Annotated in this window: 25 protein-coding genes and 1 pseudogene; 18 read left to right on the forward strand and 8 right to left on the reverse strand. The window is 36.1% G+C overall.

Annotated features, from left to right (window positions below; genetic code table 11):
• Positions 1–37 precede the first annotated feature (37 nt).
• Positions 38–1,900 (forward strand): ABC-F family ATP-binding cassette domain-containing protein, encoded by a 1,863-nt coding sequence (locus tag Q0162_RS09300; RefSeq protein ID WP_297891051.1) that lies wholly within the window; start codon positions 38–40, stop codon positions 1,898–1,900.
• On the opposite strand, the gene Q0162_RS09305 is transcribed toward Q0162_RS09300, so the two are convergent.
• The gene (locus Q0162_RS09305) at positions 1,901–3,019 is read right to left on the reverse strand and encodes a formimidoylglutamase (protein ID WP_297891052.1); all 1,119 of its coding nucleotides are present in this window, start codon (positions 3,017–3,019) and stop codon (positions 1,901–1,903) included.
• Between the two features lie 156 nt (positions 3,020–3,175).
• Between Q0162_RS09305 and Q0162_RS09310 the strand changes: the two genes are divergently transcribed.
• From Q0162_RS09310 to Q0162_RS09345, 8 genes are all read left to right on the forward strand, one after another.
• Positions 3,176–3,901, forward strand: a complete 726-nt coding sequence (locus Q0162_RS09310) for a DUF2071 domain-containing protein (protein ID WP_297891053.1) — start codon at positions 3,176–3,178, stop codon at positions 3,899–3,901.
• 30 nt (positions 3,902–3,931) lie between these two features.
• A complete protein-coding gene (locus Q0162_RS09315; protein ID WP_096088910.1) occupies positions 3,932–4,894 on the forward strand; it encodes a 2-hydroxyacid dehydrogenase in 963 nt (320 codons plus the stop codon).
• Positions 4,895–4,916: 22 nt separating this feature from the next.
• Positions 4,917–5,732, forward strand: coding sequence for a 5'-nucleotidase, lipoprotein e(P4) family (locus tag Q0162_RS09320; protein WP_297891054.1), 816 nt, complete (start codon positions 4,917–4,919; stop codon positions 5,730–5,732).
• Between the two features lie 24 nt (positions 5,733–5,756).
• Entirely contained in the window at positions 5,757–6,140 is a 384-nt protein-coding gene (locus tag Q0162_RS09325; protein WP_297891055.1) for a hypothetical protein, read from the forward strand.
• Between the two features lie 61 nt (positions 6,141–6,201).
• Positions 6,202–6,936 (forward strand): bifunctional demethylmenaquinone methyltransferase/2-methoxy-6-polyprenyl-1,4-benzoquinol methylase UbiE, encoded by a 735-nt coding sequence (ubiE, locus tag Q0162_RS09330; RefSeq protein WP_297891056.1) that lies wholly within the window; start codon positions 6,202–6,204, stop codon positions 6,934–6,936.
• 16 nt (positions 6,937–6,952) lie between these two features.
• The gene (locus Q0162_RS09335; protein WP_297891057.1) at positions 6,953–7,675 is read left to right on the forward strand and encodes a porin family protein; all 723 of its coding nucleotides are present in this window, start codon (positions 6,953–6,955) and stop codon (positions 7,673–7,675) included.
• 1 nt (position 7,676) lies between these two features.
• Positions 7,677–8,282: a DUF2911 domain-containing protein gene (locus Q0162_RS09340; protein WP_205702248.1), complete on the forward strand. Its 606-nt coding sequence runs from the start codon at positions 7,677–7,679 to the stop codon at positions 8,280–8,282.
• Positions 8,283–8,284: 2 nt separating this feature from the next.
• A complete protein-coding gene (locus tag Q0162_RS09345) occupies positions 8,285–9,337 on the forward strand; it encodes a DUF3810 domain-containing protein (RefSeq protein WP_297891058.1) in 1,053 nt (350 codons plus the stop codon).
• A 90-nt stretch (positions 9,338–9,427) separates the two neighbouring features.
• On the opposite strand, the gene Q0162_RS09350 is transcribed toward Q0162_RS09345, so the two are convergent.
• Positions 9,428–9,724 carry a co-chaperone YbbN gene (locus tag Q0162_RS09350; RefSeq protein WP_095899368.1) on the reverse strand — a complete coding sequence of 99 codons (297 nt, stop codon included), beginning with the start codon at positions 9,722–9,724 and terminating at the stop codon, positions 9,428–9,430.
• A 136-nt stretch (positions 9,725–9,860) separates the two neighbouring features.
• Here Q0162_RS09350 and ffh point away from each other — a divergent pair, with 136 nt between their 5' ends.
• The 9 genes from ffh to Q0162_RS09395 are packed head-to-tail and all read left to right on the forward strand — an operon-like array spanning position 9,861 to position 17,755.
• Positions 9,861–11,189: a signal recognition particle protein gene (gene ffh / locus Q0162_RS09355; protein ID WP_297891059.1), complete on the forward strand. Its 1,329-nt coding sequence runs from the start codon at positions 9,861–9,863 to the stop codon at positions 11,187–11,189.
• Between the two features lie 16 nt (positions 11,190–11,205).
• Complete coding sequence (locus Q0162_RS09360; protein ID WP_297891060.1) at positions 11,206–11,661, forward strand: DUF2750 domain-containing protein; 456 nt, start codon at positions 11,206–11,208, stop codon at positions 11,659–11,661.
• A gap of 21 nt (positions 11,662–11,682) precedes the next feature.
• Entirely contained in the window at positions 11,683–12,561 is an 879-nt protein-coding gene (folD, locus tag Q0162_RS09365) for a bifunctional methylenetetrahydrofolate dehydrogenase/methenyltetrahydrofolate cyclohydrolase FolD (RefSeq protein WP_297891061.1), read from the forward strand.
• A gap of 35 nt (positions 12,562–12,596) precedes the next feature.
• Entirely contained in the window at positions 12,597–12,923 is a 327-nt protein-coding gene (locus Q0162_RS09370; protein ID WP_297891062.1) for a YtxH domain-containing protein, read from the forward strand.
• 6 nt (positions 12,924–12,929) lie between these two features.
• Positions 12,930–13,298, forward strand: coding sequence for a phage holin family protein (locus tag Q0162_RS09375; RefSeq protein ID WP_297891063.1), 369 nt, complete (start codon positions 12,930–12,932; stop codon positions 13,296–13,298).
• Complete coding sequence (locus tag Q0162_RS09380) at positions 13,285–13,527, forward strand: DUF6327 family protein (RefSeq protein ID WP_002678785.1); 243 nt, start codon at positions 13,285–13,287, stop codon at positions 13,525–13,527. The genes Q0162_RS09375 and Q0162_RS09380 overlap by 14 nt, the downstream gene beginning before the upstream one ends.
• 14 nt (positions 13,528–13,541) lie before the next feature.
• Positions 13,542–14,831 carry a rod shape-determining protein RodA gene (gene rodA, locus Q0162_RS09385; protein ID WP_002678692.1) on the forward strand — a complete coding sequence of 430 codons (1,290 nt, stop codon included), beginning with the start codon at positions 13,542–13,544 and terminating at the stop codon, positions 14,829–14,831.
• 19 nt (positions 14,832–14,850) lie between these two features.
• Positions 14,851–16,584, forward strand: a complete 1,734-nt coding sequence (locus Q0162_RS09390) for a DNA mismatch repair protein (RefSeq protein WP_297891064.1) — start codon at positions 14,851–14,853, stop codon at positions 16,582–16,584.
• 25 nt (positions 16,585–16,609) lie between these two features.
• Entirely contained in the window at positions 16,610–17,755 is a 1,146-nt protein-coding gene (locus Q0162_RS09395; RefSeq protein ID WP_297891065.1) for an MFS transporter, read from the forward strand.
• On the opposite strand, the gene Q0162_RS09400 is transcribed toward Q0162_RS09395, so the two are convergent.
• The 6 genes and pseudogenes from Q0162_RS09400 to Q0162_RS09425 form a co-directional block, all read right to left on the reverse strand.
• Complete coding sequence (locus Q0162_RS09400) at positions 17,708–18,502, reverse strand: 1-acyl-sn-glycerol-3-phosphate acyltransferase (RefSeq protein ID WP_297891066.1); 795 nt, start codon at positions 18,500–18,502, stop codon at positions 17,708–17,710. The genes Q0162_RS09395 and Q0162_RS09400 overlap by 48 nt on opposite strands.
• A gap of 66 nt (positions 18,503–18,568) precedes the next feature.
• Positions 18,569–19,087 carry an inorganic diphosphatase gene (locus Q0162_RS09405; RefSeq protein ID WP_297891067.1) on the reverse strand — a complete coding sequence of 173 codons (519 nt, stop codon included), beginning with the start codon at positions 19,085–19,087 and terminating at the stop codon, positions 18,569–18,571.
• 113 nt (positions 19,088–19,200) lie between these two features.
• Positions 19,201–20,160 (reverse strand): IS30 family transposase, encoded by a 960-nt coding sequence (locus Q0162_RS09410; protein ID WP_297891068.1) that lies wholly within the window; start codon positions 20,158–20,160, stop codon positions 19,201–19,203.
• Between the two features lie 299 nt (positions 20,161–20,459).
• On the reverse strand, positions 20,460–20,639 hold the full coding sequence (locus tag Q0162_RS09415; protein WP_297891069.1) for a hypothetical protein: 180 nt from the start codon (positions 20,637–20,639) through the stop codon (positions 20,460–20,462).
• Positions 20,640–20,751: 112 nt separating this feature from the next.
• Positions 20,752–21,816 carry a hypothetical protein gene (locus Q0162_RS09420; RefSeq protein ID WP_297891070.1) on the reverse strand — a complete coding sequence of 355 codons (1,065 nt, stop codon included), beginning with the start codon at positions 21,814–21,816 and terminating at the stop codon, positions 20,752–20,754.
• A gap of 2 nt (positions 21,817–21,818) precedes the next feature.
• Positions 21,819–22,018, reverse strand: a pseudogene (locus Q0162_RS09425) (hypothetical protein); the annotation flags it as partial.

Raw genomic sequence — 22,018 nt, forward strand, 5'->3', positions numbered from 1 at the left:
GTTACTTTTGCCCCACTCTCACCTCTTAATTTCTAAAATGAACTTACTATCTGTAGAAAACATATCTAAAGCCTTTGGCGAACGCATAATTCTTGAAAACATTTCTTTTGGCATCAATAAAGACCAAAAAATAGCCTTTATAGCCAAAAATGGTACTGGAAAAACTACTCTTCTCAACATTATCGCTGGAAAAGATCTCCCCGATAGTGGTCAAGTAGTATTCCGCAAAGGGATACACATTGGATTCCTTTCTCAAAACCCTTATTTTAATGAAGATTTGACAATAGAAGAAACTATTTTTGCTACTGATAATCCCATTTTGCGCCTTATCCAAGAATATGAACACGCCTTACAGCACCCCGAAAATGAAGATGCTTACCAAAAAGCATTTGAACAAATGGAACGCCATAACGCGTGGGATTTCGAAACTCAATATAAACAAATCCTATCCCGTCTTAAATTAGATAATCTCCAGCTGAAAGTAAAAAGCCTCTCTGGCGGACAAAAAAAGCGCCTTGCCTTAGCCAATGTACTCATCAGTAAACCCGATTTATTGATATTAGATGAACCTACTAACCATCTTGATTTGGAGATGATAGAATGGCTCGAACAGTATTTTGCCAAAGAGAATCTTACCCTTTTCATCGTCACTCACGACCGATATTTCTTAGAACGTGTCTGCAACGAAATATTAGAATTAGACAACGGTGAGCTCTTCAGTTATAAAGGAAACTATTCCTATTTCTTAGAGAAAAAAGAACAACGCCTCGCTCAAGAACAAGCCTCTGTGGAGAAAGCTAAAAACCTATATGTAAAAGAACTCGACTGGATGCGCCGTCAGCCCAAAGCACGTACTACCAAATCTAAATCGCGCATAGACGACTTCTATAAAATTAAAGAAGCCGCTCACAAAAGACGCAAAGAGCATTCCGTGCAATTGGAAATCAATATGGAACGCTTGGGTAGCAAAACAGTAGAGTTTCACAACGTATGCAAGGCTTTTGATGAGCTCTGCATACTCGATAAGTTCAGCTACAATTTCTTACGAGGAGAACGAGTAGGCATTATAGGCAAAAACGGCACAGGTAAATCTACTTTCTTAAACCTCCTCACAGGAACTCTATCCCCCGATAGTGGTAAAATAATTGTGGGTGATACTATCAAATTTGGCTACTATACCCAAGAGGGCATAGAGGTATTACAAGGGCAAAAAGTAATAGAGGTAATACAAAAATACGGTGACTATATCCCTTTGCTCAAAGGGCGTACCCTATCGGCAGGACAACTCTTAGAGCGCTTTCTCTTCGATCGTAAAAAACAATATGATTATGTCGAAAAACTCAGCGGAGGTGAACTCAAACGCTTATACCTCTGCACTGTGCTTATACAAAATCCTAATTTTCTAATCCTCGACGAGCCTACAAACGACCTCGACATTGTTACCCTAAATGTCTTAGAAGACTTCTTGTTAGACTATCCTGGTTGCTTGGTAGTAGTCTCACACGACCGTTATTTTATGGACAAAATCGTAGATCACCTTTTTGTATTCAAAGGTAAGGGCGAAGTAGAAGATTTCCCTGGCAACTATACCGATTATCGTGTGTATGAAGAGAGTGCCCCTCCGGTAGAAGAAGTTTCTAAAAAAGAAACTACTAAAAATACTTGGCGTAAGGACGGGATGAAAGGTTTATCATTCAATGAACAGAAAGAATATAACCGTTTAGAAAAAGAAATCGCCCAATTAGAAGAGCAAAAAGCAAGTATCGAAGCAGCTTTTGCCGAAGGAACACTCAGTAGTGATGAAATACAAACCCAATCAATTGCCCTACAGCAAACGCTTACTGCTATAGAGGAAAAAACAGAACGTTGGTTTGAATTAACTGAAAAATTAGAACAATAATTAAACCGATTTACGATAAGTACGCCACCAACGTTCGGGAACGATACCACGAATAGCTTCTTCATAATCTTGTGGTAAACAAGGCACAAGCCCTGAAGGCACGTGATTTTGAGGAGAAGAATATTTGTCGCCTCCTGGTTTCATCCACCAACGTTCAGTTTGGGTACTTTTGAAAAACTCTATTTGTATATCGTCTATAGGTACAATATATTTAGTGTAATTCTCATCGTTGATTACTGGCAATTCCTTAATGCGGAAGGCAAAACCTTCATAAAAATACCAAACCATTTCTGCGAGTAATTGGGCTGCCAAATCAGTATTTGGAATATCAAAAATACCTGCTACTTGCACATTACTACTAATACCTGCATAACGCGCAATAGCACATATTTCTCTGCTATTAAATCCATTTACGTTACCCATAGCCATCATATCCTTTGCTTGTACTGAAGTCATATCCACACTCACTATATCGGCATCGCGCATAGCAGGCTCTATAATTTTCAAATCATTCACTATATTACCTAAACGATACACCTCAAAACACATTTTCTCAAGCAAATCTAACTCCTCTTGTGCTACATAATATGATTGGTAGCCTAAATTAGTAAAATCTAATAGATTTACAGGAGGTTCAGAAATAAGTTTGCTCATGTAAGAACTCTCTACAAACAACTCTTCTGTATTGCCAAAATCAAATTTAGAATCTACACACACAAGGTTTACCATTTGTTCAAGGCTATCAAAAGCACGATAGAGTGAATAAGTAAAATCTTGTGAGCCTCCTAACGCTATTGGAATCACCCCTTCCTTAATCAAATCAGCTACAATCTCTTTGATAGCAAAATGTGCATCTTCTTCTGTAGCTCCTGAAGGTAAGTTTCCTAAATCAGCAATACCAAAATTCCAATTGCCCATAAAAAGTGAATACAAATGCTGACGAAAACGGTAAAACGACTGCCCCATCGTCTCTATACAAAAGAATGCTATTTTTATATCTGTAAGATCTGGCAATCCTAAAGATGGAAGGTGTTTTTGAAGTTGAAAACCTACTTGTTGTGGTTTGTAATCATCTAAGGTAAAAGACTCATCTATAGGTTGTAAATAGGATAATGACATAATTTTTTATTATTAGACGGCAAAGGTAGTAGATAATTAGTAAATTAGCAAATTTGTGAATTAGTAAATTATTTGTATTTTCTCACTTGTAGTTTATAATTATTTTGTACTTTTGCCGAACAAATAAGACGATTATTAGGTTTTAGACATTTAGTTATGAATGATATCACAACTATACTCAACGATGTATCACACCGTCCTTGGGAGATTCCTAAAGGTAACCTCGCTTATTATCAAGAGTGGAACGATGCTCTATTCCTGCATTTTAGAGTAGATAAAAAAAACTTATGGGAATTAGTTCCTGCAGAGATAGAACTTGACACCTTCCAAGGAAAAACCTATGTATCAGTAGTTTGTTTTCGTATGGAACAGATACGCCCTATCCATCTACCAGCAGTAGGTTTTCTCTCAAATTTCTACGAGATAAATGTGCGTACCTATGTAAAGAAAGGAGATAAAGCAGGCGTATATTTCTTGAATATAGAAGCTGAAAAAGCTTTTTCAGCTTGGGTAGCACGCACTTTATCGGGACTTCCTTACGAGAAATCAATAATCAAACGTACCAACAGAGGCTATACAAATGCTAACTCTCAAAAGAATTTCCATTTAGATGTAGGTTTTAACATCTCCTCACGTATAGAAGACAAAACTCCTTTTGATTTGTGGCTTACTGAGCGTTATTGTTTATACTTAAAGCATAATAATAACCTCTACCGCTATCAAATTCATCATAGAGAATGGCAACTGAACTCTGTAAAACTTTACAATGTGGATATGGTTTATCAGTTAGGAGCTATAGAACTTTCATCTAATAATTTAGTAGCTGTCCATTATTCAAGAGAACTCCCTGTTGTATCTTGGAAACGAGAAAAAATCTTATAAAATTGTATTAGCTAATATTTAATTAAAAAAATGAAAATATTACATATAGATAAAAATCACCCCTTGATGCTTTCTCAACTCTCAGCACAAGGTTTTGAAAATTATGAGGACTACACTAGTTCTAAAGAAACTATAGAATCTAAAATCGCTGATTATGATGGAATTATCATCCGCAGTCGTTTTCCTATAGATAAAACTTTTTTAGACAAAGCTACTCGATTGAAATTCATAGGCAGAGTAGGTGCTGGTCTTGAAAATATAGATTGTAATTATGCCGAAAGCAAAGGAATTACTCTCATTGCTGCTCCTGAAGGCAACCGCAATGCTGTAGGAGAACACGCTCTTGGTATGCTTTTAGCTCTTTTGAACAAGTTTAAAAAAGCTAACAACGAAATTAAAAATGGTAAATGGTTGCGTGAGGAAAACCGTGGTTGGGAACTCGATGGGAAGACTGTTGGCATCATAGGCTATGGCAATATGGGTAAGAGTTTTGCTAAAAAATTACGAGGTTTCGACTGCAATGTAATTTGTTACGACATTCTTCCCGATAAAGGCGATGAGAATGCTAAGCAAGTAACTTTGGTAGATTTTTTCCGTCAAGCCGATATAGTGAGCTTGCACACCCCTCAAACTCCTCAAACTGAAAAAATGATTAATGCAGCGTTTATCAATAGTTTTGCCAAAAATTTCTGGTTCCTAAATACTGCTCGTGGCAAGAGTGTTGTTACCGATGATTTGGTGCACGCTCTGCAAAATGGCAAAGTGTTGGGAGCTGGTTTAGATGTATTAGAATACGAAAAAGCTTCTTTTGAAGATTTCTTTAGCGATGGTCAAATGCCTGAATCTTTTAAATATCTATTAGAGGCTGATAATGTGATTCTCACCCCTCACATCGCAGGCTGGACACTTGAAAGCAAAGAAAAACTCGCACAAATAATAGTAGACAAAATAATCGACCAATTTGCTTGGCGAATTGGCTTATTTGAAAATTAACAAATCGACAAATTAAATAAAAATGAAAAAAAATTATTTACTCATTGGGGTAGCCGCTTTATTACTTAGTTGCAACGCTACCAAAAACACCACTACAACACAAACTACTTCTGGCGAAAGTACCCTAATTGCTAATGGCAAATTGTGGTCATCTTATTTCCAACAAAATGCCGCCGAATACGAAGCCTTATGCTTGCAAGCCTTCAATGTTGCTCAACTGCGATTAGATGAGGCTCTTGCTAAAAAAGGAGATAAACCTTTGGCTATTGTTACCGATATAGACGAAACCTTTTTAGACAACTCTCCTTTTGAAGCCTATTGTGCCAAACAAGGGATTAGCTATTCACAAAAAGCGTGGGAAGAATGGACTGTATTGGGCGAAGCTAAACCTCTAACAGGTGCTTTAGAATTTTTCAAATATGCTGATAGCAAAGGAGTAGCCATTTTTTATGTGACTAACCGTCTTGAAAAAGAACGTGAAGGCACTGCTAAAAACCTAAAAAAATACAACTTCCCTTTACCTTCTGATAACAACCTTATTTTGCGTTCTGCAGAAAAAAGTAAAGAAAATCGCCGATTGCAAATCGCCAAAGATTACGACATCGTACTCTTGATGGGTGATAACCTTTCCGATTTTTCTAAAGATTTTGATGGAGGTACTCCTCAACAACGTTCTGAAGCAGTCCACAACAATAAAACAGAGTTTGGAAAGCGTTTCATAGTACTACCTAACTACTCTTATGGCGATTGGGAAGGCGCTGCATACAATCATAAATATAATATGCCTGCTGCTGAAAAAGAAGCAATTATCAAAAATAATACAAAGGCTTTTAAATAAGGATCTCCTAACAAGTAACACATAGTGGAAAAAGAGTTTATCATTCCTAAAAGAGAAGTAACTTCTATTGATATAGATGAAGTGAATAAATTGTTGGAAGGACACTCGTATTTTGAGCTTTTAACAGAGACTCCTACAACCACCTACCAAGCTCAGCTTTTTGACTCAGAAGGTATGGGTACATCAATGATATTCAGGATAGTATTAAGAGAAGATTTTACTTCCTATATCGGCATTCAGATGTTGAATGCAGGTAAACAACCTAAAGATGATGAGTGGCAGGCAAAATTTTTCGGGCTTTTGCCTAATAAAGATACAATCGAAAAAGAAATAGCCAGCGAGATACTTGATCTTCTACGTAAGATTTACAAGTTAGGAGCTGAGAAGAAAATAGAAAAATCAGTTTAATTGTTCATTGTTACTTGCTAATTAATAATTAATTACTATTTTTGCCAAAAATTAAGCATATATGTCTGAAAACACCGTTACGCCCTACCTAGGATCAACAGATGGAAAAAAACAACAAGTAACCCAAATGTTCAATACTATCTCTAAAACTTATGATGGTTTGAATCGTGTAATTTCTTGGGGGTCAGACGTAAAATGGCGTAAATTCGTCGTCCAAAAAGTAGCTGAAATCAATCCTTCTACAGTATTAGATGTCGCTACAGGTACAGGTGATTTAGCTATTGCGCTTACAACTATACCTGAGGTAAAAATCACGGGTTTAGACATCTCTGAAGGAATGCTCGCGGTAGGACGTGAAAAGATTGCTAAAAAACAACTTTCAAACCGCATAAACTTGGTACAAGGTGACAGTGAACAATTACCTTTTGCTGATGCAACTTTTGATGCCGTAACTGTTGGCTTTGGAGTACGCAATTTTGAGGATTTAGAAAAAGGGCTTTCTGAAATATTTAGAGTGCTAAAACCTAATGGAAGATTAGTGGTTTTAGAAACTTCTATACCCGAGAAATTCCCTTTCAAACAAGGATACTATTGTTATACCAATTACATAATGCCTCTTATTGGTAAACTCTTTTCTAAAGACCGATCAGCCTACCGGTATTTATCCAACTCTGCCATTCATTTTCCTTATGGAAAGAAATTCCAAGAAATATTGGATAAAGTAGGCTATCTGCAAACTAAATATTACCCTAAAACCTTAGGAGGAGTTGTTACCATCTATATTGCTAATAAATAGAATTTTTCAATAAATAATGAGTAAAATAAATTTTAAGAAAATCCTTTTATTTTTGTTCCTTTGTATAGGTTTTGTTAATTTATATGCCCAATTCAAGAAACCTATGATGAATTTGGAACATTTTGATGAGAAACGCTACCAATGGGGCTATTACTTTGGAGCCAATACCTTCGATTTCAAAATTGATTACAAAAATCTTAATTATAGAAATACAAGTTTGCGAGAAATCCAAACCGACCGTAAAGTGGGGTTCAATGTAGGGCTTACTGGCTCTGCTCGCTTGATGAAGTACCTTGATTTGCGTATAGAACCAGGATTAGTATACAACAAACGTGTACTTATCTTCCCTGGGTTCTCTGATAGTAAAGATGCACTACGTGATGCTCAATCTACCTATATCTACATTCCTTTATTATTAAAATTCAGTGCAAAACGTTGGTATAACTTCAAACCTTATGTAACAGCAGGAGCTTCCGTAGTTTTCAACCTAAGTAGTAATGACAAACTTACTATCGATAACTCCGAAAAAACTTTCCGTGCTACTAAAAACGTATTTTTCTATGAAATGGGGATAGGTTTAGATATCTATACTCATTACTTTAGGGTATCCCCTTCCCTCAGAGCCTTGTTCTCTGTAAACAATGAATTAATCCCAGATAAAGATGCTAATAGTAGATGGACAGGTAATATCAATGGGCTCAAAACACGTGGTTTCTTGTTAAATCTCAATTTTGAATAGTATGAAAAAAATCGTATTTCTTATAGGTATTTTAGCAAGTTGTATCTCTTATGCCCAAAACTTTAGCTACCCAATGGCAAGCCCACGCCAAGTGATTACTCAACAATTTTCAGTAAGTCAAGTAACAGTAGACTATGGTCGCCCTAGTGTGCGAGGTAGAAAGATTTTCGGTGAATTAGTTCCTTACGGAAAAGTATGGCGTGCAGGAGCTAATCAAGCTACGAGTATCAGCTTTTTACAACCTGTTAAAGTAGGTGGAAAACCAGTAAAAAAAGGAGATTATGCCATTTTTATAACTCCCGAACAACACCAATGGAAAATAGTACTGAACTACGATGCCGATGCTTGGGGTGCTTATAGTTACGACCCTAATGAAAACGCTATAGAGTTTACAGTTCCTGTAATACAAACTAAAGATTTACAAGAGTCCTTAGAATTTTCTTTTGAGAGTCTTTCCAATGAAAAACTGAACCTCATCATCCGTTGGGAATACACAAAAGTGGAAATCCCTATCGAGATAGATAAGAAAGAAACTATTGATAAAATTATTGAACAACTCAAAGAAGTAAAACAATTTGAGAGAGATTTAGAAGGTAAAGATAATTAGTAATGGAAAGAAAACAAGTGCGAAAATATAGTATATTGGCTATTTACATAGCAATCTGGCTCATTTTTCGCAGCTTCCCCTCTGTTACTGAACATATCTACAGTAAAGGTATCTACCCATATATAGCTAAAGTGCTTCACTTTCTATTGGGGTGGATACCTTTCTCTGTAGGTGATATTTTGTACACTTTGGTTATTATTGGTTTAGTTATAACAGTGGTAAAACACTTCAAGAAACTATGGACAGAACCTCTAAAAACCTTAGATAAAATATTCTCTAAAAGTGTGCGTATAGTCTTTGCTTTTTTCTTTTTATGGGGCTTCAACTATTTTAGAGTACCTTTGGAGGACTCATTAAAAATTTCTAAACAATATAGCGAGGAACAACTACTTAAAGCTACCCAAATATGTATAAACAGAGCCAATGCTCTCCATTCTCGATTAGCTCCTAATGATAGTATCAAAGTAGATTTTTGGCTTTCTCAAAAGGAAATATACCGCATTGCTACTGAAGGCTACCCACTAACAATACAAGGTATTAGTGATTTTAAAGCTATAAAAAGTGTAAAACCTTCTATTTATAGTACTTTGCTCACCTATATGGGATATAGTGGATATTTAAATCCATTTACTAATGAAGCACAAGTGAATGGAAAGATGATAGGCTATAGTACTCCTATTACTGCTTGTCACGAAATAGCTCATCAAATGGGATATGCTGCTGAAGAAGAAGCTAATTACTTAGGTTATTTAGCTGCAAAAAAAACAAAAAATCCCTATTTTGATTATAGTGCTGAACTATTTGCTCTCCGTTATTTCCTAAACGAAGTAGCTGTAGTAGCCCCCACCGAGTATGAAGCACTTCACTCACAAGTACACAAAGGAATTTTTGAAAATTATAAAGAAGTACGTTTGTTTTGGAAACAATATGAAAACAAAGCTGAACCTGTTTTCAAAGCCAGCTATGATGCATTCTTAAAAGCAAACAAACAAAAACAAGGTATCAATAGTTATGATTTAGTAATAGGATTACTAATACCACATTATAACCATTAAGAAGAATTAGAGTTTAGGTATTAGCAAGACAATAGAAACTCTGCTAAAGTCTAAAACTTTAGCAAAGTTGTTTTTTTATATTCAATATTATTAAAGAAATTTATTGAGCTCCATTAGTAATACTTCACTATCTTGGAAGCCCTCAGCACGCCAAATAAGGCTTAGTTTATTGAAAATAATAACTGTTGGCAAAGCACTTATCTTCAACGCCTTACTCAATTCAGCATTCTTGTTTACATCTATTTTCACTACCTTTACACGCTCTCTAAGTACCGAAGCAACTTCGCGTAACACTGCGTTCATATGCAGTGAAACCTCTATACCTTCTGAGTAAAAACAAAGGAGTACTGGGGTATTTACATTGATGACATCACCAAATTTCTTCATAATTCTGTGTTTAATAATGCGACAAAAGTACAAAGTTTTTTTGAATTACAAACACATTTTATTTATTTTTTATCTCTATACTTTTTAGTTTCCACTTTTTTTTCTACCTTTGCCCAAGTTTTTAAAACAGAAAAAAATGTTTGATAATTTAAGTGATAAATTAGAGAAAGCCCTACATAATCTAAAGGGACATGGAAAAATTACTGAAATAAATGTAGCTGAAACGCTAAAAGAAGTACGTCGTGCTTTATTAGATGCCGATGTAAATTATAAGATAGCCAAAGATTTCACTAACAATGTAAAAGAAAAAGCCTTAGGTCAGCAGGTACTCACCACCTTACAACCTGGTCAGTTAATGGTGAAAATCGTAAAAGACGAACTCACCCAGCTAATGGGAGGCGATGCTGCAGGTATAAACCTATCAGGTAACCCTACTGTTATCCTAATGTCAGGATTACAAGGTTCTGGAAAAACTACTTTCTCAGGAAAATTAGCTAACTACCTCAAAAACAAGAAAAACAAAAAACCTTTACTCGTTGCTTGCGACGTCTATCGTCCTGCTGCGATTGACCAATTACATATCGTTGGTGAACAAGTAGGGGTACCCGTATTCTCCGATAAAGGCAACAGCAACCCCATAGATATTGCTCAAAAAGGGGTGCAGTATGCTAAAGGAAACCACTTAAATGTAGTGATAGTAGATACCGCTGGTCGATTAGCTGTCGATGAGCAAATGATGACCGAAATATCTAATATTCACAAAGCTCTCAATCCACAAGAAACCCTTTTTGTAGTTGATGCAATGACGGGACAAGACGCCGTGAATACCGCTAAAGCATTCAACGATGTACTAAACTTCGATGGGGTTATCCTCACCAAACTCGACGGCGATACCCGAGGCGGGGCAGCGATTACTATCAAATCAGTAGTAAATAAACCTATCAAATTTGTAGGTACAGGTGAAAAAATGGACGCTATTGATGTGTTCTATCCTGAACGTATGGCTGACCGTATCCTCGGAATGGGGGACGTTGTATCATTAGTAGAACGCGCCCAAGAACAGTTTGATGAGGAACAAGCACGCAAATTGCAAAAGAAAATTGCTAAAAACCAATTTGGTTTCGACGACTTCCTCGAGCAAATTCAACAAATCAAACGTATGGGTAGTATGAAAGACCTCCTCGGTATGCTCCCTGGCGTTGGTAAAGCTGTAAAAGACCTCGATATCAAAGACGATGCCTTCAAACACATCGAAGCTATTATACACTCAATGACTCCAAAAGAGCGTAGTACTCCTGCTATTATAGATTTAAGCCGCAAAAAACGCATTGCCAAAGGTAGTGGTCGTGATATTCAAGAAGTAAACCAACTGATGAAACAGTTTGAGCAAATGAGTAAAATGATGAAAATGATGCAAGGCGGCGGCGGTAGAAAAATGATGCAGATGATGCAAGGTATGAGATAAATAAATTAATACAAATATGTTAAAGAAATTCATTGAAACCATAGTAAAGAATAAAAAAGTGTTCTACTTAGAGGTAGACGAATCCTTTGCAATGTGTGGCTCACAAGCTTTCTATATTGAAGAAAGCAAAGAGGCTATTCCTGTAGCTCTCTTTTGGGAAGATGAAAAACAAGCTGCCGCTTGTAAAGCCGACGAATGGGCTAAAGGAATCGTAAAATCTGCTACTTTAGAAGAGTTTATCGAAATTTGCTTTGGAATGCAAGTAGAAACAATGGCTATTGGTATTGGTTTTAATGCCGATTTATCAGGAGGAGAGGAACTTGTACCTGTTGATTTAGTAAAAGCATTGGTATACGAAATCGAAAGAACCAAAACATCCGTTACTTTTAGCGACTCATTCGAATCATTAGCCCAAGTAAAACAACTCTTAAATCAAATAGAGCTCGATATCACTGATGAAGAAGCTCTCTAACCTATAAAAACAGAACTCTTAATGACTATTTTAGACGGAAAAAAAACTTCTGAAGCTCTTAAACAAGAAATCGCTGAAGAGGTAAAACAACTTAAAAACCAAGGTAAAAAAGTACCTCATTTAGCAGCTGTATTAGTAGGCGACGATGGTGCAAGCCTCACTTATGTAGGTAGTAAAGTAAAGGCTTGTGAGCAAGTGGGTTTTGCTTCTACTTTGGTAAAACTTCCCGCTGATATTAGTGAAGAAAAATTACTACAAGAAATTGCAAAGCTAAATGCCAATCCTGAAATTGATGGTTATATTGTGCAATTACCTCTGCCTAAACACATCAATGAGCAGAAAATACTTTTAGCCATCGACCCTACAAAAGATGTAGATGGTTTTCATCCTGCTAACTTCGGCAGAATGGCATTGGATATGGAGGCTTTCATTCCTGCTACTCCCTTTGGTATTATGGAATTGCTAAAACGCTACAAAGTGCCTACCAAAGGCAAACACGTAGTAGTAGTAGGGCGTTCACACATTGTAGGTCGTCCTATTAGTATATTACTTAGTCAAAAAGGAGACCAAGGCAATGCAACAGTTACCCTCACCCACAGTCATACCCCTAACCTCGCTGACCTCACCCGTCAAGCCGATATTGTGGTGATGGCATTGGGTATTCCAGAATTTCTAAAAGGCGATATGGTAAAAGAAGGCGTAACCGTAATAGATGTAGGAATTACACGCCTAAAAGACGATAGCAACTCTAAAGGATACCGTATAGTAGGCGATGTAGCTTTCAATGAAGTAAAAGAAAAAGCGAGCTACATTACTCCTGTTCCTGGTGGTGTAGGGCCTATGACTATAGCAATGCTACTGAAAAACACACTATTAGCTTACAAATGGTATAGAAATTGATACTTTAAAGAATAAACATTTAAATTTAGAATATTATGGCAAAAACAGCAAATGTATTATTAGGTTTGGCAGCAGGTACTGCCATTGGAGTAGGATTAGGCATTCTTTTCGCTCCCGACAAAGGAAAAAACACTCGCGAAAAAATTAAAGACTCTGTGAGTGATAAAGCTGATAAACTAAAAGAACAGCTTGAACGTTTAACCGATAGTGTAAAAGAAAAATCAGCTGAGCTTAAAGGTTCTTTAGAAGATAAAGTAGAATCTTTACTTTCTAAATCAAGCTACAAAGCTGAAGATGTGATTACTTTCTTAGAAAAAAAATTAGCTGCTTTAAAAGAAGCTAACGCTAAACTACAGAAATAAACACTTATGTCTATCCATTCTATCAAAGAATCTTTTGAGGAAGTTCCTACAAAAGCAAATTCTGCCCTCGATTCGCAAATCGCTTACTATAAATTATTTATTTTCAGATTCATAGGTAAATCATCCTATGCTCTCATCACTTTTTTTATAGTAGCTTTTGTTAGTTTGTTGGTATTGTTTTTCTTGTCCTTTGCTATAGCCTATGCAGTAGGCGAAGCATTGGGTAGCAACGCTTTAGGATTTGCTATTGTAGGAGCTTTCTATATATTGATTGCTATAATAGTATTGGCTTTCCGCAAAAAACTTATTGAAAGACCTCTATTAGAAAAACTCTCCGAAATCTATTTTAAAGTAGAACCCGATGACGAAGAATAAAATCTATCGCTCTTTTGAAGAAATCGATAACGACCTAAAAATACTACGTTTAGAAAAGGAAATAGACCGTTTGTCACTCACCCAACAAGTATCAGCAGCTACTAAGAGTCTCACTCTTGGAAATCTACTTGCTAATACTTGGTTCTCTTTCTTGACCAACGAAAAAAGATGGCTTAACTTAGCTATTGAATACGCCTTGTTTTTCCTTTTTCGTAAAAAACTCAAATAATCTTATAACTATCAATGAAACATAGCCTTATAAAGAATCTTGATTGGATTTCGGTAATATTGTATTTATTATTAGTAATGTGCGGGTGGATTGCTATTTTCTCCACTACTTATAGTGACCTAAATGTTACTTCCATTTTCGACATCAATCAGTTTTATGGAAAACAGATGCTTTTTATAGGGCTCAGCTTCTTACTGATTACTTTTATTTTGGCTTTAGACCCCAAAATATACTCTAACTTTTCAGTACTCTTCTATCTCATTGCTATTGTTTTATTAGCAGGGTTATTTATTTTTGGTAAAGAGACCAATGGCGCCAAAGCGTGGTATGCTATAGGCTCTATTACGGTGCAACCCAGTGAATTTGCTAAAGTAGCTACGGCACTTGCTTTTTCTCGTTATGTAAGTGATATCCACACTGATATTCGGCGTACTCCCGACCTCTTACGCGCTATTGCCATCATTTGTGTACCTGCATTTCTCATCTTGTTACAACCCGATGTAGGGAGTTTATTAGTATTCTTCTCATTAGCATTTGCACTCTTCCGTGAAGGAATGCCTTCTGCCCTACTCTTCTACCTCTTTTTATCAGGGGTAGTGTTTATCTCTTCACTGAAATTTGGCACTACTTTCACTGTTTTAGCCTCTATTATTAGTATTGGGGCTTATGGATTTTGGCATAAAAAGAAAACTAACCGAATTCCCTTTCAGAATATTTTTATACTCTCGGTATTGTGCTTGCTAACAGCCTTCGCTACTCACCCCGTGTATGATAATGTACTGAAACAGCACCACCGCAATCGTCTAAACCTGTGGTTACGCCTCGAAACCGACCCTCAAAAAATTGCAGCTATGAAGCGTGATTTTGCTTATAATACCAATATGGCGGAATCGGCGATTACCTCTGGAGGTGCCTTAGGAAAAGGATTCTTGGAAGGCACACGTACTAAAGGAAGTTTTATCCCTGAACAACACACCGATTATATTTTCACCACCATAGGTGAAGAATGGGGATTTGTTGGTACAGCTACTGTAGTAATACTATTCACCTTCTTACTCTTGCGACTCATTGTACTCGCCGAACGACAGAAAACAAAATTCAATAGGGTTTATGGTTATTGTGTAATCTCAATTCTGTTTGTACACTTCTGTATCAATATAGGTATGGTAATTAGTTTGATACCTACCATTGGTATTCCGTTGCCTTTCTTTAGCTATGGGGGGTCTGGACTTTGGGCATTTACTATCCTACTTTTTATCTTCTTACGATTAGATGCTAATCGCTTGAATGATTGGATTCGATAATAATTATGAATAACAAAAAATGACAAACTCATATAAAGAAAAACTCACAGAAGCCACAGCACAATATCAAAAACTCAACAAGCAATACAACCAAATGGGGTTGCTACGATTGACTGATATGTTACTGATTATTGGCTTGGTATACCAACTCATCAAAGCCCCCTCTATACTGATGGGGCTCTTTTGTATATTGGCTATTATCGTCTTCTTTTTATTGATTGTAAAACATAAAAAGATAAGTGCTCGTCGCACTATTGCTAAAACCAAAATACGCCTCAATGAGCAGGAAATTGCTTTTTTAGAACAACATATTTTCTTCACTGATAATGGTAGTGCTTTCCAACAAGAGAATCACCCTTACGCTTATGATTTAGATATTTTAGGTGAACGCTCGCTTTATCATTACCTCAATCGCACACATACTTTCTTGGGGAGAAAGCTATTAGCAGAGCGACTTCTCTGCCCTACTCCAGAGCGTATTCTCGACACTCAAAAACAAATACAAGCCCTTACTCCCGACCTTGATTGGCGACAAACCTTTACTGCTTATGCCCAACAAATAGACGATAGTGAGGAGTTCTATACCAAACTGAGTGCGTGGGCAAAAGCCCCTGTTAAACTATTGAGCAATGTGATGCGTTATACACTTATAGCCTTACCTATACTGCTTGTTGTATGTCTGTTAATAGGTTATAGTTGGGATAACGAACTGCTAAAAACTATAGGAAAACTATTGCTCACTATAAATTTAGTAACTTTTTTTAGTTTTATAGGTAGAATAGCTAAAGAAAAATTAGGTTTCGAACGTACTTATACAATGTTGTATGCTTTTAGGGAGTGTATTGCCCAAGTAGAAGCACGTTTTCCTGAAAGAAACCAGCAAGCAAGCGCTAAAATAGCCCAACTTTCGCGTTTGTTAGACGATTTAGACAGTGTAGGCAATATATTAGTATCTATACCTCTCAACGCATTTTCTTTCTATCACATACATCGTTACCAACAGCTTTTGCAATGGAAAGCTCGTTATGCAGTCCATATAGAAGAGTGGTTGCAATCGGTGGGGGAGATTGAAGTGTTGTGTAGTTTTGCAAACTTTAGCTATAATCACCCTAATTTTGTATATCCTACTCTTAATAATAAGTACGAAATAGCTTTTGAGGCGATAGGACACCCTCTTATTCCTTCAGAACAGCGCATTACTAACGATATTATCCTCAATGAGCAGGCTTTTATACTGCTCACAGGCTCTAATATGTCGGGGAAGAGTACTTTTTTGCGTACTTTGGGAGTGAATATGTTGCTCACTTTGGTAGGTTTGCCCGTTTGTGCGCGTAAAGCCAATGTACACCCTTTGCGATTGCTCGTTTCTATGCGTCTCGCCGATTCTCTCAGCGATGGCAAATCATATTTCTTTGCCGAAATCAACCGCATACAGCAGATAGTAAAAACCTTAGAAGACGAACGTTGTTTTGTTTTATTAGACGAAGTGTTGCGAGGTACCAACTCTGAAGATAAACAGCATGGTACTATCAAAATTGTAGAGCGCTTACTCTCTTTGCAAGCTTTAGGGATGCTCGCTACCCACGATATAGAAGTGTGCAATCTCAGCAAAAAATATCCTCAACAGTTGCAAAACAAATGTTTTGAATCAGTAATTGAAAATGGAGAACTCACTTTTGATTACAAACTGAGAGATGGTGTGTGTAAGAACAAAAACGCTACCTTTTTGATGAAGAAATTAGGCATTATATAATAGAATTTACCTAAAAAGAAAACTTATGATTAAAAAACTGTGGCCTCTTACTATAGGTGGCTTAGCATTAGGAGCTACCGAGTTTCTAATAATGGGATTGTTACGCGTAATAGGCGAAGATATGCATTTAGAAGATGCTATCACAGGGCGGCTTATTTCGGCTTATGCCATAGGTGTAGTTGTAGGTGCTCCAACGCTCATTGCATTGGCAGCCTCATACAATCCTAAGAAGATACTATTGTTCTTTATGTTGCTCTTCACTCTCTTCAACGGGCTTTCAGCTTTTTCACCTAATTATACCACCTTGCTTTTAGCGCGTTTTTTTTCGGGGTTACCCCACGGTGCATTCTTTGGGGTAGGTGCTATTGTAGCCAAGCAGTTAGCACCTAAAGGTAAAGAGGCTTTTGCCATTTCGATTATGTTTGCAGGGCTTACTGTCGCCAATTTGATAATGGTACCTTTGCTTACTTACATAGGAGCGTGGATAGGCTGGCGAACAGCGATGGGCTGTGTATCGTCGTTAGGATTGCTTACAATGCTATCAATATTCTTTTTCTTACCCAATATAGAAAACAAAAGAGACCTTGGTATCAAACGCGAAGTACGTTTATTTTTCAATCCAAGGTCGTTATTAGTTTTAGGTATTACTGCTTTAGGTTGTGGTGGACTTTTTGCGTGGTTCAGCTATATACAACCCTTGATGATAGAGACAGCACATATCAACCCTGATATGAAATCGGTGGTGATGATAGTTGCGGGTGCGGGAATGGTGGTAGGCAATCTCTTAGGAGGCTGGATTACTGATCGACTATCGCCTATCAAAGCGACTATTTACGTCTCGTTGATGCTCATCAGTGTATTGCTATTGGTATTCTTTTTCTCACATATTCAGCCTATAGCGTGGGTGCTTACATTTGTATGTGGAGCAATGTCGATGTCATTAGGTTCTCCGCTGAATATGCTTATTTTCCGCTGCGCACCTCAATCCGAAATGATGGGAGCTGCTTTTATGCAAGCGGGATTCAACACTGCTAATTCTATTGGAGCTTATGTAGGAGGATTGCCATTACTTTATGGGCTTAGTACAAACTACCCTTCACTCACAGGAGCAGGTTTAGCAAGCTTAGGGTTGCTCTTGACCTTCTACCTTTGGCGTATTCTCAGATTCTAATTTCTTTACTTTGAGGAATGATTCGTGTTGTTCAATAGCCATTTCTATTTGAGCCACAATTTCCTCAACAGTATCATTCTCATAATCTATCTGCAAAGGAGGTTTGATAATCATTGATTGTTGAACCCCTTTCTTTTTGATATTGATACCTTTTTTATCAAACGAACGGCGAAAACCATCGATAACGATAGGTACTACCACAGGTTTATATTGCTTGATAAGGTGTGCCGTACCCTTGCGGATAGGTTTCCAAGGAGATGTAGTACCTTGTGGAAAAGTAATCACCCAACCATCGGCGAGCGCAACCCCTATATTCTCTACATCAACTCGGCGTACTTCACGGTGTACTTCTTTGCCTTTCTCACGCCATGTTCTATTCACTGGAATAGCCCCCGCATATCCCAATATTTTAGGTAATATCCCGGACTTCATAGTCTCGGAGGCTGCTACATAATAAATATTGAGTTTAGGATTCCACAAATACCCCATATTATCTAAGGTATCTTTGCGCCCTTTCAAACTGGCATTAAAAACGTGATACATAGCCGTTACATCGGCAAAATACGTTTGGTGATTAGAAATGAACATCACATTTTGTGGAGGCAATTCGCGAATAATATCCGAGCCTTCAATCTTCAACTGATTAAAACCATCATACCTGCTATGGGTAATAAGTCCAAAAACGCGAATGAGCCATTTCTTTACAAAAAGGGTATGTCCAAAAGGATCTTGTTTAAATAAAGGCATTGGTCAATTTATTAATTAAATATGAGCCAATGAACCGATTTATAATCAGTTCATTGGCTCATTAGTTTAGTTTATTGAAAAATTCTTGCCACCAGTAATGTAGCGCTCTTTACATTCGTGATAAATTTTCACTGCTTCGTTTAGATCACCCCAACCATTGATCGCTACTTTCTTCTTTTCTAAATCTTTATATACGCTAAAGAAGTGTTCGATTTCTTTGATAAGGTGAGGGTTCAAATCGCTAAGGTCGTTCATTTTATTCCATATTGGGTCGGAAACGGGTACGCAAATCACCTTTTCATCAGGACCTTTTTCATCAGCCATGTGGAATACTCCTATAGGTTTAACTTCCATTACACAGCCAGGGAAAGTAGGTTCGGTTACTAATACGAGCACGTCTAACGGGTCGGAATCTAAAGCTAAGGTTTCGGGCACAAAACCATAATCGGCTGGATACATCATCGATGAGAAAATCATACGATCGTAACGCACTTTGCGCAACTCAAAATCATACTCGTATTTATTGCGACTCCCTTTGGGAATTTCAATGAGTACATCAAAAGATAGTGATTTGTTTTCTGACATTTCTTTTTTATTCAATTAGTGTTTAAGAGGGCAAAAATAATAAAAAAAGTGATACGCTTTCAATAAAACCCTATTTTTTATTCATCGTCCATTCCACCATCAAGTGCAATTTTTCAGATTACTTTCTGATAGAATAAATCTTTAGGTTTTTCAAAATCTAATACTTTTCTTGGTCTATTATTAATTTTATATTGATATTCTCTAATTTCTTTATCTGTAATATCCTTAAAATCAGTATTTTTTGGTATGTATTGACGCACAAGACCATTAGTGTGTTCACTAAGACCTCGCTCCCAAGAACTATAAGGATGAGCAAAGAAAAATTGTAGGTTCAAATTCTTTTCAATTCGCTTAAAGTCAGAAAATTCATTACCATTGTCAGCCGTAATTGTCTTTATATAGTTTTTGTAAGGCAAGGTCATATCTATAAGTTCATCTGCTAATGATTTAGCCTTCTTCCCTTCTTTTAATTTTCTCATAAACAACATTTTAGTAGTCATTTCAACCAATGTAAGTATCGCTCCTTTATTACCAGCTCCTACAATTAAATCTATTTCCCAGTGTCCAAACTCTGTTTTCTGACTTACAACCTCAGGGCGTTCTTCAATAGACTTTTTATCTTCCACTTTCTTTTTACAAGTGTACAATGCTCTACATCTATGCTTAAGCTGATGACGAGTGTGTTTGTATAGGTCGCCTCCGTTTTCTTTGTCTTGGTGAATGAATTTATAGATAGTTGTTTTTCCTACTATTGGTATTCCATTTTTTCTACAATACCCTACAATTTGCTCAACAGACCACTGTTCTTCAGAGATATACTTAATGACAAGAACTTTCATTTCTTTAGTAAATTTACGTTCTTTTCTAAAACGTTCTTTACGCTCTTCTGAGATTTCTTGAGCTACTTTTGGACTGTATTTTCCTGTCTTTGTTTTGTTTCTTGCCAGCTCTCGACTAACGGTAGAGGGACTACACTCCGCATAAACCGCAATTTTTTTTTGTTTCATTCTGCTTGCTTTTAAAGCAGAAATTACCGACCTTTGCGCCAAATTTAAATGCTTATATTCTTTCATTGTCATTTACAAAGAAAAGCATTTATTTTGAAAGAGAAAAGACTTTTATGGTTTTTTCTCTTTTTTTGTTGTTCAGTAAATTGCCTCTGCAGAGGCAATTTACTGAACAACAAAAATTTACTCTAAAAATCTACTGAAAAATTGCACTTACTACTGGAACTTACACAATATAACTTAACAAGTTATTCTTTATTATTTTATTATAGTCCTATTTTGAACTATTTAATAAGGTTTGTGTTATTAGAATAGAAAACAGGAATCAATTCATAGAAGTTTGTTCTAAATTAGTCCCAACCATTTTAAGGAGTTATGCGTAACTGTTGAATAAAACCTTTATCATTAGCTATTTTACTCCAAGTTTCAGTATTATAGCTTTTGAACTCTTCAAATAAAGGTAGACCTTCATTTCGGTTATTGTTAAACTTCACGTCATAACGGCAGTTGGCACAGATATCATCTAAACCTTTTTCAAACTTCATATCTATATGCTCAATGTTTTCAGGCGTATATTTCTTAGGGTTTTTCTATGCTTTTAAATGAAAGTAAAAGTAATAGAAATGAAATTAGTATGATAAAATGATAAAACAAGAACTATTCTTCACGCTCAAAAATATGTAATGTATGATTACTATCTAAGATATACACCTTATTTTCTGAGACTTTTAAATCTCTAAGGCGAGTAAAACTATCATCTCTTTCCACTACAGCAATAGGCTCTGAAACATAAATAATTTCCTTGGTGTTGATGTCTAAAACACCAAATTGTAATTCTTTGTCATTATAAAAATACAATAAATCTCCTTGTAGACTTGTATTCCCATTAACTCCATATTTTTTTAGGTTCATTTTCTCCATTTTATCCCACATACCATATAGCATAGGAGTTATTTTTTCTTTATTGAGGTCTATTTCAAAAAATCTGTCAGCTATTAAACCGATAATTATTCCTTTTTTTTCATCCAAAATAAATTTTGCACGATAAAAAATGTAAAACTCTTCATTATCTACATAACTATCGACTTTGCCTAATAAATTCCCCTTGGGTATCCCTAGAATACGATGTTTCAATTCCCCAGTTTGAATATCTAAACCAATAAATCCACCTCTTTCTATATAAACCCAAAGAATATTGTTATATATTCCTACAAATTGCTCTACTTCATAGTCAAATTCTTCATCTGTATTGTAATCTTTACCTTTACCAAGAGAAGAAAGAGGAAACTCCCAAAGAATTGAATCTGAATCTATTTTTCTACAAGCTATTTTCTTTTTAAAATCACGAAATATATACTTGTCTATAATACTTCTTCCTAACCAACTTGTAGCTTCAAAAAGTATTTTTTTCTTTTCAAAATCATAAATCCCTTCTTGTGATTTATCATCAACTTCATAAAAAGAAAAGTAAGGGTAATTTTGAGCTTCTATCCTATAATTATTAATAACAATAGTTAAATCGTTAATATTGATTATGGCAGAATCTCCATACACAATCTCTCTTGATATCAAATGGTCTTTTCCAAAGGGATATAGTTCTTGCCGTCCAGAAATTTCTAATAGACATTCATTTGATTGAGCATTAAAGAGTCCTTTGCTATTAATGTAATATTCATTCACATAAGCTATTACATTGTTTATTGTTCTACTTTCACAAAACATAATTATTCAGCTTTTATAAAGTTAAAAATAGGGTGTTTAGCATCAAAAGAAATATCTTCTACTAAATCTTTGAAATTTTTAAGACTATTTATTTTACCAGTACCTTCAACTCTATCAAATTGCTTCCATATATTTGGATTTGTTTTAAAAATTTCATCACTGTTACGTTTAAACAATTCTTTAAAAGCTTGTTTTACTTCAT

This window comes from uncultured Capnocytophaga sp. (assembly GCF_937936315.1).
Lineage (GTDB): Bacteria > Bacteroidota > Bacteroidia > Flavobacteriales > Flavobacteriaceae > Capnocytophaga.

What these genes read in the sequence shown, in the direction of transcription:
- Q0162_RS09300 (WP_297891051.1), top strand. Translation starts at nt 38, where the DNA reads ATGAACTTACTATCTGTAGAAAACATATCTAAAGCCTTTGGCGAACGC.
- Q0162_RS09305 (WP_297891052.1), bottom strand. Translation starts at nt 3,019, where the DNA reads ATGTCATTATCCTATTTACAACCTATAGATGAGTCTTTTACCTTAGAT.
- Q0162_RS09310 (WP_297891053.1), top strand. Translation starts at nt 3,176, where the DNA reads ATGAATGATATCACAACTATACTCAACGATGTATCACACCGTCCTTGG.
- Q0162_RS09315 (WP_096088910.1), top strand. Translation starts at nt 3,932, where the DNA reads ATGAAAATATTACATATAGATAAAAATCACCCCTTGATGCTTTCTCAA.
- Q0162_RS09320 (WP_297891054.1), top strand. Translation starts at nt 4,917, where the DNA reads ATGAAAAAAAATTATTTACTCATTGGGGTAGCCGCTTTATTACTTAGT.
- ubiE (WP_297891056.1), top strand. Translation starts at nt 6,202, where the DNA reads ATGTCTGAAAACACCGTTACGCCCTACCTAGGATCAACAGATGGAAAA.
- Q0162_RS09335 (WP_297891057.1), top strand. Translation starts at nt 6,953, where the DNA reads ATGAGTAAAATAAATTTTAAGAAAATCCTTTTATTTTTGTTCCTTTGT.
- Q0162_RS09340 (WP_205702248.1), top strand. Translation starts at nt 7,677, where the DNA reads ATGAAAAAAATCGTATTTCTTATAGGTATTTTAGCAAGTTGTATCTCT.
- Q0162_RS09345 (WP_297891058.1), top strand. Translation starts at nt 8,285, where the DNA reads ATGGAAAGAAAACAAGTGCGAAAATATAGTATATTGGCTATTTACATA.
- Q0162_RS09350 (WP_095899368.1), bottom strand. Translation starts at nt 9,724, where the DNA reads ATGAAGAAATTTGGTGATGTCATCAATGTAAATACCCCAGTACTCCTT.
- ffh (WP_297891059.1), top strand. Translation starts at nt 9,861, where the DNA reads ATGTTTGATAATTTAAGTGATAAATTAGAGAAAGCCCTACATAATCTA.
- Q0162_RS09360 (WP_297891060.1), top strand. Translation starts at nt 11,206, where the DNA reads ATGTTAAAGAAATTCATTGAAACCATAGTAAAGAATAAAAAAGTGTTC.
- folD (WP_297891061.1), top strand. Translation starts at nt 11,683, where the DNA reads ATGACTATTTTAGACGGAAAAAAAACTTCTGAAGCTCTTAAACAAGAA.
- Q0162_RS09370 (WP_297891062.1), top strand. Translation starts at nt 12,597, where the DNA reads ATGGCAAAAACAGCAAATGTATTATTAGGTTTGGCAGCAGGTACTGCC.
- Q0162_RS09375 (WP_297891063.1), top strand. Translation starts at nt 12,930, where the DNA reads ATGTCTATCCATTCTATCAAAGAATCTTTTGAGGAAGTTCCTACAAAA.
- Q0162_RS09380 (WP_002678785.1), top strand. Translation starts at nt 13,285, where the DNA reads ATGACGAAGAATAAAATCTATCGCTCTTTTGAAGAAATCGATAACGAC.
- rodA (WP_002678692.1), top strand. Translation starts at nt 13,542, where the DNA reads ATGAAACATAGCCTTATAAAGAATCTTGATTGGATTTCGGTAATATTG.
- Q0162_RS09390 (WP_297891064.1), top strand. Translation starts at nt 14,851, where the DNA reads ATGACAAACTCATATAAAGAAAAACTCACAGAAGCCACAGCACAATAT.
- Q0162_RS09395 (WP_297891065.1), top strand. Translation starts at nt 16,610, where the DNA reads ATGATTAAAAAACTGTGGCCTCTTACTATAGGTGGCTTAGCATTAGGA.
- Q0162_RS09400 (WP_297891066.1), bottom strand. Translation starts at nt 18,502, where the DNA reads ATGCCTTTATTTAAACAAGATCCTTTTGGACATACCCTTTTTGTAAAG.
- Q0162_RS09405 (WP_297891067.1), bottom strand. Translation starts at nt 19,087, where the DNA reads ATGTCAGAAAACAAATCACTATCTTTTGATGTACTCATTGAAATTCCC.
- Q0162_RS09410 (WP_297891068.1), bottom strand. Translation starts at nt 20,160, where the DNA reads ATGAAAGAATATAAGCATTTAAATTTGGCGCAAAGGTCGGTAATTTCT.
- Q0162_RS09415 (WP_297891069.1), bottom strand. Translation starts at nt 20,639, where the DNA reads ATGAAGTTTGAAAAAGGTTTAGATGATATCTGTGCCAACTGCCGTTAT.
- Q0162_RS09420 (WP_297891070.1), bottom strand. Translation starts at nt 21,816, where the DNA reads ATGTTTTGTGAAAGTAGAACAATAAACAATGTAATAGCTTATGTGAAT.